19 protein-coding genes and 2 tRNA genes are annotated in these 16130 nt (G+C 69.4%); 12 read left to right on the top strand and 9 right to left on the bottom strand.

Going from position 1 to position 16130, the window contains the following annotated elements:
- The first annotated feature begins 39 nt into the window (after positions 1-39).
- The 7 genes from ACTIFV_RS09735 to ACTIFV_RS09705 are packed head-to-tail and all read left to right on the top strand — an operon-like array spanning position 40 to position 6975.
- Entirely contained in the window at positions 40-951 is a 912-nt protein-coding gene (locus ACTIFV_RS09735) for an ABC transporter ATP-binding protein (RefSeq protein ID WP_439592585.1), read from the top strand.
- Entirely contained in the window at positions 948-1757 is an 810-nt protein-coding gene (locus ACTIFV_RS09730; RefSeq protein WP_439592584.1) for an ABC transporter permease subunit, read from the top strand. The genes ACTIFV_RS09735 and ACTIFV_RS09730 overlap by 4 nt, the downstream gene beginning before the upstream one ends.
- A gap of 23 nt (positions 1758-1780) precedes the next feature.
- Positions 1781-3031, top strand: a complete 1251-nt coding sequence (locus ACTIFV_RS09725; protein WP_439592583.1) for a sensor histidine kinase — start codon at positions 1781-1783, stop codon at positions 3029-3031.
- Complete coding sequence (locus tag ACTIFV_RS09720; RefSeq protein ID WP_439592582.1) at positions 3028-3684, top strand: response regulator; 657 nt, start codon at positions 3028-3030, stop codon at positions 3682-3684. The genes ACTIFV_RS09725 and ACTIFV_RS09720 overlap by 4 nt, the downstream gene beginning before the upstream one ends.
- A 45-nt stretch (positions 3685-3729) precedes the next feature.
- On the top strand, positions 3730-4818 hold the full coding sequence (locus ACTIFV_RS09715; RefSeq protein ID WP_439592581.1) for a mechanosensitive ion channel family protein: 1089 nt from the start codon (positions 3730-3732) through the stop codon (positions 4816-4818).
- Positions 4815-5270, top strand: coding sequence for a globin (locus ACTIFV_RS09710; RefSeq protein ID WP_439592580.1), 456 nt, complete (start codon positions 4815-4817; stop codon positions 5268-5270). The genes ACTIFV_RS09715 and ACTIFV_RS09710 overlap by 4 nt, the downstream gene beginning before the upstream one ends.
- A 34-nt stretch (positions 5271-5304) precedes the next feature.
- Positions 5305-6975, top strand: coding sequence for an FAD-binding dehydrogenase (locus tag ACTIFV_RS09705; protein WP_439592579.1), 1671 nt, complete (start codon positions 5305-5307; stop codon positions 6973-6975).
- Here ACTIFV_RS09705 and ACTIFV_RS09700 read toward each other — a convergent pair.
- Complete coding sequence (locus ACTIFV_RS09700) at positions 6972-7643, bottom strand: hypothetical protein (RefSeq protein ID WP_439592578.1); 672 nt, start codon at positions 7641-7643, stop codon at positions 6972-6974. The two genes, ACTIFV_RS09705 and ACTIFV_RS09700, sit on opposite strands and share 4 nt — an antisense overlap.
- 107 nt (positions 7644-7750) lie before the next feature.
- On the opposite strand from ACTIFV_RS09700, the gene ACTIFV_RS09695 reads away from it, so the two are divergent.
- Positions 7751-8620 carry an acyl-CoA thioesterase gene (locus ACTIFV_RS09695; RefSeq protein WP_439592694.1) on the top strand — a complete coding sequence of 290 codons (870 nt, stop codon included), beginning with the start codon at positions 7751-7753 and terminating at the stop codon, positions 8618-8620.
- On the opposite strand, the gene ACTIFV_RS09690 is transcribed toward ACTIFV_RS09695, so the two are convergent.
- From ACTIFV_RS09690 to ACTIFV_RS09675, 4 genes are all read right to left on the bottom strand, one after another.
- Positions 8608-9090, bottom strand: a complete 483-nt coding sequence (locus ACTIFV_RS09690; protein ID WP_439592577.1) for an acyl-CoA thioesterase — start codon at positions 9088-9090, stop codon at positions 8608-8610. The genes ACTIFV_RS09695 and ACTIFV_RS09690 overlap by 13 nt on opposite strands.
- Positions 9091-9097: 7 nt before the next feature.
- Positions 9098-10777: an energy-dependent translational throttle protein EttA gene (ettA, locus tag ACTIFV_RS09685; protein ID WP_439592576.1), complete on the bottom strand. Its 1680-nt coding sequence runs from the start codon at positions 10775-10777 to the stop codon at positions 9098-9100.
- 127 nt (positions 10778-10904) lie between these two features.
- Positions 10905-11231 carry a DUF6993 domain-containing protein gene (locus ACTIFV_RS09680; protein ID WP_439592575.1) on the bottom strand — a complete coding sequence of 109 codons (327 nt, stop codon included), beginning with the start codon at positions 11229-11231 and terminating at the stop codon, positions 10905-10907.
- A gap of 234 nt (positions 11232-11465) precedes the next feature.
- Positions 11466-11945, bottom strand: coding sequence for a single-stranded DNA-binding protein (locus ACTIFV_RS09675; RefSeq protein ID WP_439592574.1), 480 nt, complete (start codon positions 11943-11945; stop codon positions 11466-11468).
- A gap of 232 nt (positions 11946-12177) precedes the next feature.
- Between ACTIFV_RS09675 and ACTIFV_RS09670 the strand changes: the two genes are divergently transcribed.
- A complete protein-coding gene (locus tag ACTIFV_RS09670) occupies positions 12178-12441 on the top strand; it encodes a hypothetical protein (RefSeq protein WP_439592573.1) in 264 nt (87 codons plus the stop codon).
- A gap of 4 nt (positions 12442-12445) precedes the next feature.
- Here the strand turns inward: ACTIFV_RS09670 and ACTIFV_RS09665 are convergent, their stop codons facing one another.
- Positions 12446-13870, bottom strand: coding sequence for a PLP-dependent aminotransferase family protein (locus ACTIFV_RS09665; protein ID WP_439592572.1), 1425 nt, complete (start codon positions 13868-13870; stop codon positions 12446-12448).
- Positions 13871-13931: 61 nt separating this feature from the next.
- On the opposite strand from ACTIFV_RS09665, the gene ACTIFV_RS09660 reads away from it, so the two are divergent.
- Positions 13932-14642 carry a YczE/YyaS/YitT family protein gene (locus ACTIFV_RS09660; RefSeq protein ID WP_439592571.1) on the top strand — a complete coding sequence of 237 codons (711 nt, stop codon included), beginning with the start codon at positions 13932-13934 and terminating at the stop codon, positions 14640-14642.
- A gap of 62 nt (positions 14643-14704) precedes the next feature.
- Here ACTIFV_RS09660 and ACTIFV_RS09655 read toward each other — a convergent pair whose 3' ends face one another.
- From ACTIFV_RS09655 to ACTIFV_RS09645, 3 genes are all read right to left on the bottom strand, one after another.
- The gene (locus ACTIFV_RS09655) at positions 14705-14917 is read right to left on the bottom strand and encodes a methyltransferase (RefSeq protein ID WP_439592570.1); all 213 of its coding nucleotides are present in this window, start codon (positions 14915-14917) and stop codon (positions 14705-14707) included.
- A 27-nt stretch (positions 14918-14944) separates the two neighbouring features.
- Positions 14945-15148, bottom strand: a complete 204-nt coding sequence (locus ACTIFV_RS09650) for a hypothetical protein (RefSeq protein WP_439592569.1) — start codon at positions 15146-15148, stop codon at positions 14945-14947.
- A gap of 35 nt (positions 15149-15183) precedes the next feature.
- Positions 15184-15256, bottom strand: a tRNA-Arg gene (locus ACTIFV_RS09645).
- Positions 15257-15341: 85 nt separating this feature from the next.
- Between ACTIFV_RS09645 and orn the strand changes: the two genes are divergently transcribed.
- Together orn and ACTIFV_RS09635 are read left to right on the top strand one after the other, a co-directional pair.
- On the top strand, positions 15342-15968 hold the full coding sequence (orn, locus tag ACTIFV_RS09640; RefSeq protein WP_439592568.1) for an oligoribonuclease: 627 nt from the start codon (positions 15342-15344) through the stop codon (positions 15966-15968).
- 37 nt (positions 15969-16005) lie between these two features.
- Positions 16006-16081, top strand: a tRNA-His gene (locus ACTIFV_RS09635).
- Positions 16082-16130: the final 49 nt, after the last annotated feature.

Below are 16130 nucleotides of genomic sequence, written 5' to 3'. Positions count from 1 at the left end.
GCCGATGCGGTGAAGAGCGCCCTTTCGTAGCGTGGAAGCATGATCGTCGCAGAGAACCTCAGCAAGAGCTTCGGGTCGAAACAGGCCGTCGCAGATGTCAGCTTCACCGTCAGTCCCGGCAGAGTCACCGGCTTCCTCGGGCCGAATGGCGCCGGCAAGTCCACCACGATGCGCATGATCGTCGGCCTCGACAAGCCGACGGCGGGAAGCGTCACGGTGCAGGGCCGCCGCTACGCACAGCTGCCCTCGCCCCTCACCGAGGTGGGAGTGCTGCTGGATGCCAAGGCCGTCCACACGGGGCGCTCGGCCCGCAATCACCTGCGTGCCATGGCCGCGACCCACGGTCTGCCGATGACGCGCGTCGACGAGGTCATCGAGATCACAGGCCTCTCGTCGGTCGCCCGCAAGCGTGCGGGCGGCTTCTCGCTGGGCATGGGACAGCGCCTCGGCATCGCGGCGGCGCTGCTGGGCGACCCGCACACCCTGATCCTCGACGAGCCCGTCAACGGCCTCGACCCCGAGGGCGTGCTGTGGGTGCGCCGCTTCGTCCGCCACATGGCATCCGAGGGGCGCACGGTGCTGCTGTCGAGCCACCTCATGAGCGAGATGGCGCTCACGGCCGATCACATCATCGTCCTCGGCCGTGGTCGTGTCCTCGCCGATGCCCCTGTCGACGACATCGTCGCGCGCTGGACCCGAACGAGCGTGCGCGTGCGCAGCCCGCACGCCGACGGCATCGCCGGCCTCTTCGCCCGCGAGGGCGTGACCGTCACGAGCCTGGAGCCCGGTCTCCTCGAGATCGCCGGAGTCACGGCAGCCGAGATCGGCGACGCGTCCGCGGCATCCGGATTCAGCCTCCACGAACTGACCCCGACCTCGGGAAGCCTCGAGGACGCCTACCTGACCCTCACCGGCGACGACGTCGAGTACAAGACCAAGGAGATCTCATGACCACCGTCACCGCTCCCCCGCCCCGCACCGTCGCGCGGAGCACGCCCGCCGCGCGGGTGACCTTCCCGCGACTCATGATGAGCGAGTGGATCAAGCTCACGACACTCCGCTCCACCTGGTGGTCGCTCGGCATCGCCGTCGCTCTGTCGGTCGGCATCTCGACCATGATCGCGGCAGCGTCCTCGGAGTTCGGGCCCGGGTTCCCCGCCGTGAGCGCGATCCTCATGCCCACGCAGTTCACGATGCTCGTCGCGGGCATCCTCGGCGCGATCGCCGTCACGGGCGAGTACTCGACCGGGATGATCCGCTCCACCCTCGCGGCGGCCCCGCGCCGAGGCGCCGTCCTCGCCGCGAAGGCCGTCGTCGTCGCGGTGCTCCTCGGCATCGCGACCATCGTGAGCTACGCGATCGCCGTCGCCACGACGGCGCCGCTGCTGCTGACCACGGGGATCGACTGGGCGGATGCGGGCGTGTCGACCATCCCGCTCGGATTCGGCGTGCTCTCGATGATCTGCTTCGCCCTGATCGGCGTGGGCTGGGGCTTCCTCATCCGCAACGGCGCGGGCGCGATCGCCGCGACCGTCGGACTGCTCTTCGTCGCTCCGATCGTCACGAGCCTGTTCACCATCGCGGGCGAGTCGTGGCGGTGGATCGTCGACCTCGGCGACTACCTGCCGATGAACGCCGCCGCAGCGATCACCGCGCCGGGAGCGCAGGACGTGCTGCCCTCGCTCCTCGCCCTCGTCGGCTGGGCCGCTGTGCTCCTGGTGGGCGGCTGGGCGGTGCTGCGCACGCGCGACGCCTGAGTCCGCGCGCGTAGAGTCGATCGATGCCCGAGCAGCCGCAGTTCGTCCCCGCCGCGGGAGCCCCTCCCGGCGAGGACGAACTGCGGCTTCCCCGCGCGCCGGGGGTGATCCGCAGGTTCTGGGCGCGGCATCCCCTCCTCGCCGACGTCCTCATCGCCGTCGCAGCGTTCCTGATCGCGGTGCCGTCCGTCGCAGTGCGCTCGCCGCTCACGGCTCCCGTCAGCGGATGGTGGATCGCGGCGGGCCTCATCCTCTCGATCGTGGGCTGCGGCGCCCTCGTCTGGCGACGTCGCCGGCCGGTCGCGGTGCTGGCCGTGTCGCTGCTGCCGACGCTCGCCGTCGAGCCGATGCTCGCGGCGGCCCTCAGCGGTCCCGCCGCCGTCGTCGCCCTCTACTCCGTCGCCGTCTATCGCAGCGTCCGCTCGTGCTGGATCGCGTTCGGTGTCGCGAGCACGGCGCTGGCGGTCAACGGGCTCGCCCGGATCCTGATCGATCCGTCGCTGTTGAGCGTGCAGCTCAATGTGGTCGTGTCGTCGATCGTGGGTCTGCTGCTCGGGGCGCTCGTGGGCGTGAACGTCGGCAATCGCCGCCGCTACCTCATGGCGCTCATCGATCGGTCGCGTCAGCTGCTGGTCGAACGCGATCAGCAGGCGCAGATCGCCGCCGCCGCCGAGCGCACGCGCATCGCCCGCGAGATGCACGACATCGTCTCGCACTCGCTCACCGTCGTCGTCGCCCTCGCCGACGGCGCGACGACGACGAAGGATCCCGAGCGTGCCGCCGACGCGACGCGCGCGATCGCGCAGACCGCGCGCGAGGCGCTCGCCGAGATGCGGGTCATGCTCGGCGTGCTCCGCGACGACGACCCGGTCCCCCTCGCGCCCCTGGGCGATGCGACGGTGCAGGATGCCGTAGCCACTGCGCGTGCGGCCGGCGCGACCGTGACGCTTCGCGAGACCGGCGATCGCGCCGCAACCGCCACGTCACGACTGGCTCTGCTGCGCATCGTGCAGGAGGGCATCACGAACGCACTGCGCTACGCGAGACCGCCCGCCGACATCCGGATCGAGATCGATCATCGCGACGACGGGATCGACGTCTCGATCGAGAACGACGGAGCGGTCCCGGATGCTCCGTCCCAGGGCGCGGGCCTGGGACTGCGCGGGCTCCAGGAGCGCGTCGCGCACGTGGGCGGAACGATGGATGCCGGATTCCGCGCACCCGGCGTGTGGCGCCTGCACGCTGTCATCCCGGCGAGCGAGGGGCCCGCGTGAGCGAGCGGATCCGCATCCTCGCGGTCGACGACCAGGCCCTCATCCGGATGGGCTTCCGCATGGTGCTCGAGTCCGAGGACGACTTCGAGGTCGTCGGCGAGGCGGCGGACGGTGCGGCGGCGATCACCGAGGCCGGTCGCCTCACGCCCGACGTGATCCTGATGGACGTGCGGATGCCGGGCCTCGACGGCATCGCGGCGACCCGCAGCATCCTGCAATCCCTGCCCGACACCAGAATCCTCGTGCTCACGACATTCGACCTGGACGAGTACGCCTTCTCGGCGCTGCGCGCGGGCGCGAGCGGGTTCCTGCTCAAGGACGCCCATCCGCACGAACTCGTCGCCGCGATCCGCGCGGTGCACCGCGGCGACGCGGTCATGTCTCCGCGCGTGACGCGACGGATGCTGGACCTCGTGGGAGATCGTCTTCCGGCCCCCGACAGTGCGGACCTCGATGCGGCCGCCCTCACGGAGCGCGAGCGGGACGTGCTGCTCGCCATCGCGGAGGGGCTCAGCAACACCGAGATCGCCGAGCGCCTGTTCGTCTCGGAGTCGACCGTCAAGACGCACGTCGGCCGAGTCCTGGCCAAGATCGGCGCCCGGGACCGCGTCCACGCCGTCATCTTCGCGTACGAGAACGGACTCGTCAGCTGACTCTCGCCAGGCGCCGTTCAGGTCCCCGCAAGTAGGATCGTGGCGATGATTCCGTTCTCCGTCGACCCCGCGGCACCGTCGATCACTCAGGCCGAGTTCTGGCAGTCCGTCGGCGCCTTCTTCGCCGCGGCCGGGTGGAAGCTGCTGGCCGTCCTGGGCATCGTCGTCTTCGCCGTCCTGCTCGGCTGGATCCTGAAGCTCGTCATCCGCCGCGTCGTGCGCCGGATCGTCAACGGCGCCAAGAGCAAAGCCAATGTGGACGACACCCAGGCGCTCGATCGCTCGCCCCTGGCATCCGTCCGCCTCGTCCAGCGCACCCGCACGCTCGGCTCGATCCTGCAGAACATCGTCAACGTCACGATCGTCATCGTGTCGCTGCTGCTCATCATCAACGTCCTCGCGCCGAATGCGCTCGCCTCGCTCACCCTCCTGACGGCTGCGATCGGTGCGGGCCTCGGTTTCGGCGCCCAGAACATCGTCAAGGACGTGCTCAACGGCATCTTCATCGTGGCCGAGGACCAAGTGGGCATCGGCGATGTCGTCGACCTCGGACTCGCGACGGGCATCGTCGAGTACGTCAGCGTCCGGATCACGCACGTGCGCGACGTGAACGGGACGCTCTGGTACGTCCGCAACGGCGAGATCACCCGCATCGGCAACATGTCGCAGGGATGGTCGCGGGTCATCGTCGACCTCGCGGTGCCGACCGACGCCGACATCGACGAGGTCGAGTCGCTCATGCTCGGGGCGGCGAAGTCGATCGCGAAGGAGCCCAAGTGGCGCTCACGCATCCTCGAGACCCCGGAGGTGTGGGGTCTCGAGTCGGTCAGCGGTGACGCCCTCGTCATCCGCCTCGTCATGAAGACGCGTGCGAGCGCGAAGGACGACGTCGCCCGCGAGCTGAGGATGCGACTCAAGCGCGCCATGGACGAGCACGGCATCACGCTCCCCGCCATGAACTCGATCATGCTGTCAGGTCTCGAGGGCGCGGGCCGCGTGCGCGGCGCGAATCCCCCGAAGACCAAGCCGCAGCCGATCGCGGTCGCCGACGCCAATCCGGTGTGGCGGCCGAAGAAGGGTGCCGCCAAGAAGACTCCGCACACGCCGCCCGCCGACCCCGGAGAGACGTCATGACGGAGTCCACTCCCCTGAGCTTCTACGAGGAGATCGGCGGTCATGACACCTTCGTCCGCCTGGTCGACGTGTTCTACCGGGGTGTCGCGGGCGACGAGGTGCTGAAGCCGATGTACCCGGAAGAGGATCTCGGCCCTGCGAAGGAGCGTCTCACGCTGTTCCTCGAGCAGTACTGGGGCGGTCCCACCACGTACAGCGACACCCGGGGACATCCACGGCTGCGGATGCGGCACGCGCCGTTCCACGTCAACCCCGACGCGCGCGACCGCTGGCTCGCGCACATGCGCGTCGCGGTCGACGAACTCGCACTGCCCCCGCTGCACGAGGCGACCCTGTGGGACTATCTGCTGCGCGCCGCACACGCGATGGTCAACACGTTCGAGCCGACAGGGATAGGCCCGGCTACGGCAGGTCGCGACGGCGGCTCGCTCCCCCTGCATCCCTCCGCCTGACATCCCCCCGAACCCGACGAAGGAGTCGACCCGCATGGCTGCATCCCCCACGACCCGCTCGACAGACCTGCTCGTCATCGGATGGGGTCTCGCGGGCCTCGTCGCCGCGAGCGAGGCGGTCGCCGCAGGCAAGCACGTCGTCATCGTCGATCAGGAGCCTCGCACGAACCTCGGCGGTCAGGCGTGGTGGTCGTTCGGCGGGCTGTTCTTCGTCGACTCCCCCGAACAGCGGCGGATGGGCATCACCGACTCGATCGAGCTCGCCCGCCAGGACTGGTTCGGCAATGCGGGCTTCGACCGGGAGGAGGATGCCTGGCCCCGCCGCTGGGCCGAGGCCTACCTCCAGTTCGCGCATCACGAGAAGCGCGCATGGCTGCGTGAGAAGGGCATCGGGTTCTTCCCGATCGTCGGGTGGGCCGAGCGCGGCGGGTACACCGCGACCGGACCCGGCAACTCGGTGCCCCGCTTCCACATCACGTGGGGCACGGGCCCCGGCATCGTCGCTCCGTTCCAGGCCGAGGTCGAGGCCGCAGAGGCGTCCGGTCGCCTCACCATCCTCCCCCGCCACCGCGTCACCGAGCTCACCGTCCGGGGCGGCACCGTGACGGGCGCTGCGGGCGACGTCCTCGCCCCCTCCGGCGCGGGCCGCGGCTACGCGTCGTCGCGCGAGGTGGTGGGCGCGTTCGAGATCGAGGCCGGCGCCACGCTCGTGTCGTCGGGCGGCATCGGCGGCAATCACGCCCTCGTGCGCAAGAACTGGCCGAAGCGTCTCGGCAAGGCTCCGACGTCCATGCTCACGGGAGTGCCCGCGTACGTCGACGGCTCGATGCTCGGCGTGAGCGAGACCGCGGGAGCCCACCTCATCAACGGCGACCGCATGTGGCACTACGTCGAGGGCATCGGCAACTGGGATCCCGTCTGGCCCGATCACGGCATCCGGATCCTTCCCGGACCCTCGTCGGTGTGGCTGGATGCCACGGGGCACCGGCTTCCCGTTCCGCTCTTCCCCGGGTTCGACACGCTCGGCACGCTCGCGCATCTGCGCACGACGGGCCATGACCACTCGTGGTTCGTGCTGTCGCAGAAGATCATCGAGAAGGAGTTCACGCTCTCGGGCAGCGAGCAGAACCCCGATCTGACGGGCAAGGACGTCAAGCTGCTCGCGCAGTCGCGCCTGGGCAAAGGCGCAGCCGGGCCCGTTCAGGCCTTCATGGACAAAGGCGCCGACTTCGTCGTGCGCGACACGCTCGACGAGCTCATCGCCGGCATGAAGGCGCTGCCCGGCGGCGACGCGCTGGACGCCGAGCGCGTCCGCTTCGAGGTCGAGGCCCGGGATCGCGAGATCGACAACGACTTCACGAAGGACGCGCAGATCGCGATGCTGCGCTCCGCGCGCGCCTACCGGGGCGACCGGCTCATCCGCACCGCCAAGCCGCACCGCATTCTGGACCCTGCGAACGGTCCGCTCATCGCCGTCAAGCTCCATGTCCTCACGCGCAAGTCGCTGGGCGGCATCGAGACCGATCTGTCCGGCCGTGCGATCGCCGCCGACGGCTCGGTCGTCCCCGGCCTCTATGCGGCGGGCGAGGCGAGCGGCTTCGGCGGCGGCGGCGTGCACGGCTACCGCGCACTCGAGGGCACGTTCGTGGGGGGATGCCTGTTCTCCGGCCGCACCGCTGGTCGCGCGATGGCGGCCGACGTCTAGACCGAGCCCGTCGAACGCACCTCGGTGAGGCCCATGCGGGCCGGACCTCGGACGATGACGTGCCCGCGCGCGAGCGTGACTCGCGTCCAGACCCCCGCGGTGCGGACCACGGCGTCCTCCTCGCCCGCGATGAATCCGAGCGCGAACGCGGCGAACGCGACGCCGAGCGGCAGTCCTCCCAGGGCATCGTCGTGCGCCCCCCAGACGGCGGCGCGCACGACGCGGACGGCGTCTTCGCCGGCATCCTTCGGCACCGTCTCGGCGACGTCGGCGATTCCCCACTGCGCCCTGTTCGCCAGGGTCGCGGCGGCGATGCCCTGCGCCGGCATCCATCCGCCCTGCGGCGGCGACACGCCCGCCCACGACGGCGAGAGTCCCGTCTCGGGGAGTTCGAGTGCACGCGCGTCGTCGGCCGCGGCGGCGAGCGTCGACGCGTCCACCACGAGATCGCACTCGAGCTCGGGGTCGACGGCGAGCACGCGCAGCCCGAGGACGGTGGGAGTCGCGTCGAACAGCCCGCGCGGCGCGAGGGGCGCGCTCGTCATGACGAGGACGCCGCCGTGCGCGCGGAGCCGGACCGCGCCGTCCCCGAGCGGCGTCGTACGGCGGGCGAAGGTGAGGGCGTCGGCCGCGGCATGGGCATCCGCGAAGAGAAGTCGCTGGGGCATCCGCTCTAAACTACCAACCGACCCCTGGCCGAGACGGAGACCGCGTGACCGACGCCTTTCAGACCGTGGAGACGGATGCCGCACCCGAGGCCGATCCGGTCGCCTCGATGCTCGCTGTGCTCGATCTGACGGGCTCCGACGCCCGCACGACCGAAGACATCTTCACGGGGGTCTCGCAGCGGATGCCGCTCGGTCGCGTGTACGGCGGACAGGTGCTCGCCCAGTCGATCGTCGCCGCATCCCGCACCCTGCCGGAAGACCGCGCCGTGCACTCCATGCACGGATACTTCCTGCGACCCGGTGACGCGTCCAAGGGCATCACGTTCGCGGTCGACCGGATCCACGACGGGCGCTCGTTCTCGACGCGGCGCACGCAGGCGTTCCAGGAGGGTGTGCCGATCTTCTCGATGATCGCGTCCTTCCAGGACGAGGACCCGGGCCTCGACCACCAGGAGCCGATGCCCGAGGGCGTTCCGTCGCCCGAGGACCTCCCCGACATCGAGGCGCAGCTCGAGGGCCTGCATCCCATGACGAAGCGGCTCTTCCTCGATCGCCCGGCCGACCTGCGTCACGTGCCGGCGCCCATCTACCTCACGGCGGATGCCGAGGACACGCCGCGCCAGGCCGTCTGGATGAAGGTGCGCCGCCCCATCGGCGACGATCCGCACCTGCACCGCGCGGCGCTCGCGTACCTGAGCGATCTCACGATCCAGGAATCCATCCTCCGCGCGCACGGTCTCGCGTGGGCGACGCCCGGCCTCAAGGTCGCGAGCCTCGATCACGCGATGTGGTGGCATCGCCCCGGACGCGTCGACGAATGGATGCTGTACGTCCAGGAGTCGCCCAGTGCACGCGGCGGCCGTGGCCTTTCGACCGGGCGGGTCTACTCGCGCGAGGGCGTCCTGCTCGCGAGCGTCGCTCAGGAGATCATGGTGCGCGTGCCCGACGGAGTCCGGCTCGCGGATCAGCGCCGGTAGTCGATCGGCTCCCCGACGAACGGCTGCCACGCCGCGCGCTCGGCCCCGCTCAGTCGCGTCGGTCGCCCGGAAGCCGTGTCGACGAGCACGACGACGGCGGATGACCGCGCGTAGAGCACCTGCGGTTCGTCGCCGATGGGACTGAAGACCTCGTAGCAGACCTGGATGCTCGAGCCGCCGATCCTGCCGATCCACAGCTGGACGTCGAGAGGTCGCTGGCCGTACGGAACGGGCCGCAGGTATTCGATCTCCTGCCGCGCGATGAGCGTGGCCCGGGATCCGCCGCCCTCGAGCACCGACATGTCGAAGACAGCCGTGGGCGGTCCGTCCGTGCCGTCCTCGGGCCGCCAGAAGGCGCGGAGCCGCGCTTCTTCGAGAAGCTTGAGCATCGACGTGTTGTTGACGTGCCCGAGGGCGTCCAGATCTCCCCATCGAAGGTGGATGGGGATGTGGAGGCGCGTGTCGTCCACTCGATCGTCAGTCGCGCGTGAGCTTGCGGTACGCCGAGCGGTGGGGCTTGGCGGCATCGGGGCCGAGGCGCTCGATCTTGTTCTCCTCGTACGCCTCGAAGTTGCCCTCGAACCAGTACCATTTGTCGGGGTTCTCGTCGGTGCCCTCGTAGGCGAGGATGTGCGTCGCGATGCGGTCGAGGAACCACCGGTCGTGGGTGATGACGACGGCGCAGCCCGGGAAATCGAGGAGCGCGTTCTCGAGGGACGAGAGCGTCTCGACATCGAGGTCGTTGGTCGGCTCGTCGAGGAGGAGGAGGTTGCCGCCCTCCTTCAGCGTGAGCGCGAGGTTTAGACGGTTGCGCTCGCCGCCGGAGAGCACGCCGGCCTTCTTCTGCTGATCTGGACCCTTGAAGCCGAACTTGGACACGTAGGCGCGGGAGGGGATCTCGGTCTTGCCGACCGTGATGATGTCGAGGCCGTCAGAGACGACCTCCCACAGCGACTTGTTCGGATCGATGTTCGCCCGGGACTGGTCGACGTAGCTGATCTTGACGGTCTCGCCGATCTTGAGGTCGCCGCCGTCGAGCGGCTCGAGACCGACGATCGTCTTGAAGAGCGTCGTCTTTCCGACGCCGTTCGGCCCGATGACCCCGACGATGCCGTTGGGCGGCAGGGTGAAGCTGAGGTCGCTGATGAGCGATCGCCCGTCGAACCCCTTCTGGAGCTTCTTGGCGTCGATCACGATGTTGCCCAGACGCGGACCCGCCGGAATCTGGATCTCGTCGAAGTCGAGCTTGCGGGTGCGCTCGGCCTCGGCGGCCATCTCTTCGTAGCGGGCGAGGCGGGCCTTCGACTTGACCTGTCGGCCCTTGGCGTTGGACCGCACCCACTCCAGCTCCTCCTTGAGGCGCTTGGCGAGCTTCGCGTCCTTCTTGCCCTGGACGTCGAGCCGTTGCCCCTTCTTCTCGAGGTAGGTGGAGTAGTTGCCCTCGTACGGGTAGAGGTGACCGCGGTCGACCTCGGCGATCCACTCGGCGACGTTGTCGAGGAAGTACCGATCGTGGGTGATCGCGATCACAGCGCCCTTGTACGCCTGGAGATGCTGCTCGAGCCACAGCACGCTCTCGGCGTCGAGGTGGTTCGTCGGCTCGTCCAGGAGCAGCAGATCGGGCTTCTGCAGGAGCAGCTTGGCGAGGGCCACGCGGCGGCGCTCACCACCGGACAGGTTGGTGACGTCCGCGTCGGCCGGCGGCGTGCGCAGGGCATCCATCGCCTGCTCGAGCTGGGAATCGAGGTCCCATGCGTCGGCGGCGTCGATCTCCTCCTGCAACGTGCCCATCTCGGCCAGCAGCGCGTCGAAGTCGGCATCGGGGTCGGCCATGAGCGCCGAGATCTCGTTGAAGCGATCGAGTTTCGGCTTGATCGCCACACCGTCCTGGATGTTCTCGAGGACGGTCTTGCTGTCGTCCAGCTCGGGCTCCTGCATGAGGATTCCCACGGTGAAGCCGGGCGACAGCTTCGCTTCGCCGTTCGACGGCGTGTCGAGTCCCGCCATGATCTTGAGGATCGTCGACTTGCCCGCGCCGTTCGGACCGACCATGCCGATCTTCGCGCCGGGCAGGAACGACATCGTCACATCGTCGAGGATCAGCTTCTCGCCGACCGCCTTTCGCGCACGGACCATCGAGTAGATGTATTCGGCCACCGCGGTGTACCACCTTCGAGTCGGGGATTCAGATCCGCCGGATCACGCGAGAGTGTGCGCCGACCCGGCGGGAAGTCAGCATTCAGCCTACCAACCGCGGCCCGCGTCGCAGGCGGCCTGAGCCGGGCTACCAGTCGATCGGCCGCGTCTCGCCGATGAGGCATCCGCCCGTCGTCAGCGCGGGGACCACGACCGTCACGGGGGCGCCCGTCGCAGGCCCCACCTGACCGATCAGGCAATCGTCCCCCCACTGGACGGAGAACTGGATGCTCTCCGCCGCATTGCCGACGGTCGACACGTCGTTGGTCACCTGCATCGCGGCTTTGTCGAACCCGGCGGCGGTCAGCGCATCGATGTACGCGCGCCCCTGGGTCTGCTCGGGCGTGGCCCAGACGCTCGACACGACGGCGGCGAAGAAGGGCAGGTTGTCGTCGGCGGATCCGTCGGGATCCAAGGCGGGTGCGGAGTCGCCCGTCGGTGTCGGGGTCGCGACCGGACCATTCGAGGCCGATCCCGACGGCGACGGAGTAGGTGCGGGCTGCGCGGTGCACCCGACGAGGACCACCGCCGTCAGCGCGGACGCAGCGAGCCACAAGCCTCGATGTCGTGCCGAAGGGCGAGGGCGCTCGGGGTCGTGATGCACGGACAGAGTCTAGGCCGCGCGCCCCCGAGCGCCCGCTGTGAACACTCAGAAGGGCGTGGCGGCCGCAGCCAGCGCGAGGTCGCGCGCGTCGTCGGGCGCTGCCGCGACGTGCCACTCGGCGGCGGCGTCCACGGTCTTCTCGCCGCCACCGTCCGTGCCCTCGGGTGCCGAACCCGTCTTCGTGAACACCGTGGTGCCCCAGAGCAGATCGTGGCCCACGGCATCCGCCTCGATGTCGACGCTCGTGCCCTGCTTCGTGCCGTTCTCCCACTGCCTCACGCGCAGTCGGCCCGTCACGATGACCCGTTCGCCCTTGCGCAGCGACGCGAAGGCGTGTTCGGCAAGACCGCGGAACGCCGAGACCTGGTACCAGTTGGTGCCCGTCTCGCTCCACGTGCCGCTCTCGCGATCGTACTTGCGCTGACTGCTCCCGACGCGGAACGTCGCGATCGGCAGGCCTGCTGCCGAGCGCTTGAACTCGGGAGTCGTGGCCACGTTGCCCGTGATGGTGATGGTGTCGCTCATCGTTCTTCCTTTCGATCGGAGTCCTTCTCCGGTCCGGTGGCGGTGATCCCGTGCCCGTGGATCACCGCCACCTGAGAAGAGGATCCATCCGCGCACGGTCGCGCGAATCGACGGCGCCTCGAACTGGGGATGAGCGAGTCTGCGCGCGCCCCTGGGGAGGAAGCGGCCATCGCCGACCGGGGGTCGCGTGTCGGAGGTCGTATATAGATTCGAATGTGGAAGGAGAACCACCATGCTTCTGACCCTCGAATCACCGACGCTCGCTGCGCCGACCATCTCACCCCGCTCGCCAGTGAGCCTGTCGCGAGCCGCGGCCACGCTGTGGCGCGTCATCGATCGAGACGGGCGGGTGATCGGCCACCTCCAGGCGATCGTCGTCGCCGACGCCGTGCGCTATCGGGCCCGGCGGTTCCATGCATCCATCCGCGGCTTCCGCGATCTGGGCGAGTTCTGGTCGGCAGACGACGCCGTCGACTGCCTCAGGTACGCGCGATGACGCCTCAGACGACGGCGTCGAACCGCTCGACGTGGGCGATCGGCGCGCCGCCGCGCACCCGATCCCACGACTCTCTCAGCAGGACGATCGATCGCGCCAGGTCGTCGGGCGGAGATGTGAACGGCACGCGCAGATGACGGTCGTGACCGCCCTCGACGGAGAACCGAGGTCCGGCCGACAGGAGCACCCCACGCGAACGGACGTCCATGACGAGGCTCGAGCTCAACGCGGCGTCCAGCTCGATCCACAGCGAGACCCCGCCGTCAGTGTGCGGCACGGTCCACTCGGGGAACGCGGCCGCCAGATGCGCGACGACGACGTCGCGTCCCTCGCGCAGCAGATGCGAGCGCTGCGCGACGATCTCGGGGTACCGGGCGAAGAGCGTCGCTGCGACGGCCTGCTCGAATTCGGGCGTGCCGAGGTCGTGCGTCGGGCGCGCGGCCATGAGACGGCGGATGAGATCGGCATCCGCCCGGATCCACCCCACCCGCAGACCACCCCACACGGTCTTGCCGAGCGAGCCAATGCGGACGATGGTCGAAGGGTCCGCATCGTCGAATCCCGGTGTGACGTCTCCTCGGTCGATGTCGAGGTCGGCCGTGGTCTCGTCGAGCACCAGCACCGTTCCCGCCCGCTCCCCCGCCCACGCGATCGCACGTCGCTCCTCGGTGGTCATCGAGCGCCCGGTCGGATTCTGGAAGTCCGGCATCAGGTAGGCCAGGACCGGCAGCGTCCGCGCGAACGCCTGCTCGGCGCGATCGAGGTCCCATCCGTCGCTCGTCGTCACGGGCAGACCCACGAGACGCGCGCCGGCGCGCCGAAGAGCGTCGGCCGCGTGCGGATAGGTCGGCGTCTCGATGAGCGCCCTGTCCCCGCGTCCGAGGAGCACCGAGGCGAGCAGGTGGATCGCGCTCTGCGCTCCGGTCGTGACGAGGATGTCGTCTGCGGCGGTCGGGATGCCGCGCAGACGGTAGCGCGCCGCGATCGCCTCGCGAAGCTCGCCGCGGCCCAGGACGTCGTACCCGACGCGAGAGACGAGCGCGGCCGACGAGAGGGCGACCTCCGACATGATGCCGGCCAGACCCGGCCATGCCGGTGGGCTCGCCTGCTGCAGATCGATCGTGCCCTCCGTGGGCATGGCACGCCCCGGGTCTCGACGCTGCAGCGCACGCGTCACGCTCCCGGAGCCGCGCATGCTCGCGATGTGGTCCGTGTCCCGAAGGCTCCGATAGGCCGCCGCGACGGTGCTCCGGCTGACGCCGAGGGCGACCGCCAGCTCCCGCTCCGCAGGAAGCGCGGTGCGCGGGGCGATCCGGTTGTCGAGACAGAGGAGGCGGATGCCGTCTGCGAGAGCCTCGTAGACCGGCTCGCGTGTGCGCCAGCCGCCGAGCGCGGCCGACAGGGCGCGAGCCGAGATGCGGGAGTCCATCCGGCCACTGTATCGATATTGGACTGCATGAAACAGTCCAATAATGCGATTGGATGGTCGCATGCCTCGCCGCGTCATCCAACTCCTCGTCGGTCTCGTCCTCTACGGCGCCGGCTGCGCGATGACGGTCGAAGCCGGACTCGGCGTCGACCCGTGGACGGTCTTCGCACAGGGGCTTTCTGTCCGCACCGGCATCGGGATCGGGTGGATCACGAACATCGTCGGGTTCCTGGTGCTGCTGCTGTGGATCCCGCTGCGGCAGAAGCCCGGTGTGGGGACGATCGCCAACATCCTGCTCGTCGGCACGAGCATGCAGGTCGTCCTGACGGTGTTCCCGCCCGTCGAAGGTCTCATCGGTCAGTTGGCCACGCTCATGGGCGGCATCGTGCTGGTCGCGATCGCGTCAGGCCTCTACATCGGGGCACGATTCGGCCCCGGTCCGCGCGATGGACTGATGACGGGCCTGCACGCCAAGCTCGGCTGGCCGATCTGGGTGTGCCGCGCGAGCGTCGAGCTCTCGGTGCTGCTGATCGGCTGGTTGCTCGGTGGCACGGTCGGCATCGGCACGGTGCTCTTCGCGGTGCTGATCGGGCCACTCGTCCACATCGCGCTCCCCCTCCTCGACACGCGACGAGGCGAGCGTGCCGACGGCGCGGCGGGCGGGGCACCCGTGTCCACCGCGATCACGGGCCATCCCGCTGCCGCCGAGCGCACGCCGACGGCACGGCGATCGGCCGCTCGGAGCGCGGCGGAGGACGCCGTGGAAGACTGACGGCAACAGTCGGGGCGGGCTCGCGGCCCCCGGTCGCGAACTCAGTGCTCGCCGTTGCGAGATCAGTGCTCGCGGAACTGCGGCCAATCGCTCCCGGGAGTCATCCGCGCGTGGAGCGCGCTCTTCGCGATCTCCATCGTCGGATACGTGCCGGCGGACTCCTCCGCGCCGGCCATCGTGACGGTATAGCCGTCGTCGTCCTTGCGGATGCTGCCCTTCACGCCGCCCGTTCCGTAGGCGACCCAGAGAGCGTGGTGGGTCTCGGTCGTGCTCATGATGCACTCCTTCCGATGACCCCGACGCTACGCCTGCCGATCCGCCTCCGCCAGCATCTCGCCGCGCATCGGCAGGCCGATCCGAGAGAAGACGAACGGCACGATGGAGACGAGGCAGCCGATCGCCGGCACCACGGTGATCGACGCCCGCCCGAACTCGCGCGGCTGCCGCGCCGCGAGTCCGAACAGGATTTCGCGAACCCATCGCCTCCGTCTTTCGGCAGCCGACAAGCCTGGCCGCGGCGAAGAGCGTCCTTGGCGCTGAGTGCCCCCGGCACGATTCGAACGTGCGACCGACAGATTAGAAGGCTGTTGCTCTATCCACTGAGCTACGAGGGCGGGCACCTCTACGGTACCTGCCGGTCCGATCCTTCGAGAAGCCATCCCGGATCCCGCGTCCGAGCCGCTCATTAGGATGGGTCGCATGGTGGGAGCTTCCGAGAACGATCGACTGGTCTGGATCGACTGCGAGATGACGGGCCTCGACCTCGACGTCGATGAGCTGGTCGAGATCGCGGTCGTCGTCACGGATTTCGAGCTGCGCGTGCTCGATCCCGGATTCCACGTCGTCATCAAGCCCGACGCATCCGCTCTCGAGCACATGAACGACTTCGTCACGGCGATGCATGAGAAGTCGGGGCTCCTCGAAGAGATCCCGCACGGCGTCTCGGTCGCCGAGGCCGAGTTCCAGGCTCTCGAGTACATCCAGCGCTTCGTTCCGCTCGAGGGCAAGGCGCCGCTCGCGGGCAACACGATCGGCACCGACCGCATGTTCCTCGCGAAGTACATGCCGCGCGTCGATCGCTGGCTGCACTACCGGAACGTCGACGTGTCGAGCATCAAAGAGCTCTCGCGCCGCTGGTACCCGCGCGCCTACATCCATGCGCCCGCCAAGGGAGGCGGACACCGAGCGCTCGCCGACATCCTCGAATCCATCCGTGAACTCGGCTATTACCGGCAGGCCGTGTTCGTGCCGCAGCCCGGTCCGACCAGCGACGGCGCACGCGCGGTCGCTGCCTCGGTCGTGTCGTCGTTCGTGCCCGAGATATGAGAGAATCGTCTGGTTGCTCGCGCAGGCGGGCGGCATGGTGGGTATAGCTCAGTTGGTAGAGCGCGGCCTTGTGGTGGCCGATGTCGCGGGTTCGAGCCCCGTTACTCACCCCAAGAGAGCGAGGCTGAGCATGCGCCGCATCCTCGTGCCGAGCGGACAACG

The organism is Microbacterium sp. (assembly GCF_051860965.1).
In the GTDB taxonomy this organism is placed as follows: domain Bacteria; phylum Actinomycetota; class Actinomycetes; order Actinomycetales; family Microbacteriaceae; genus Microbacterium.
This window is presented reverse-complemented; position numbering and strand designations above follow the sequence as displayed.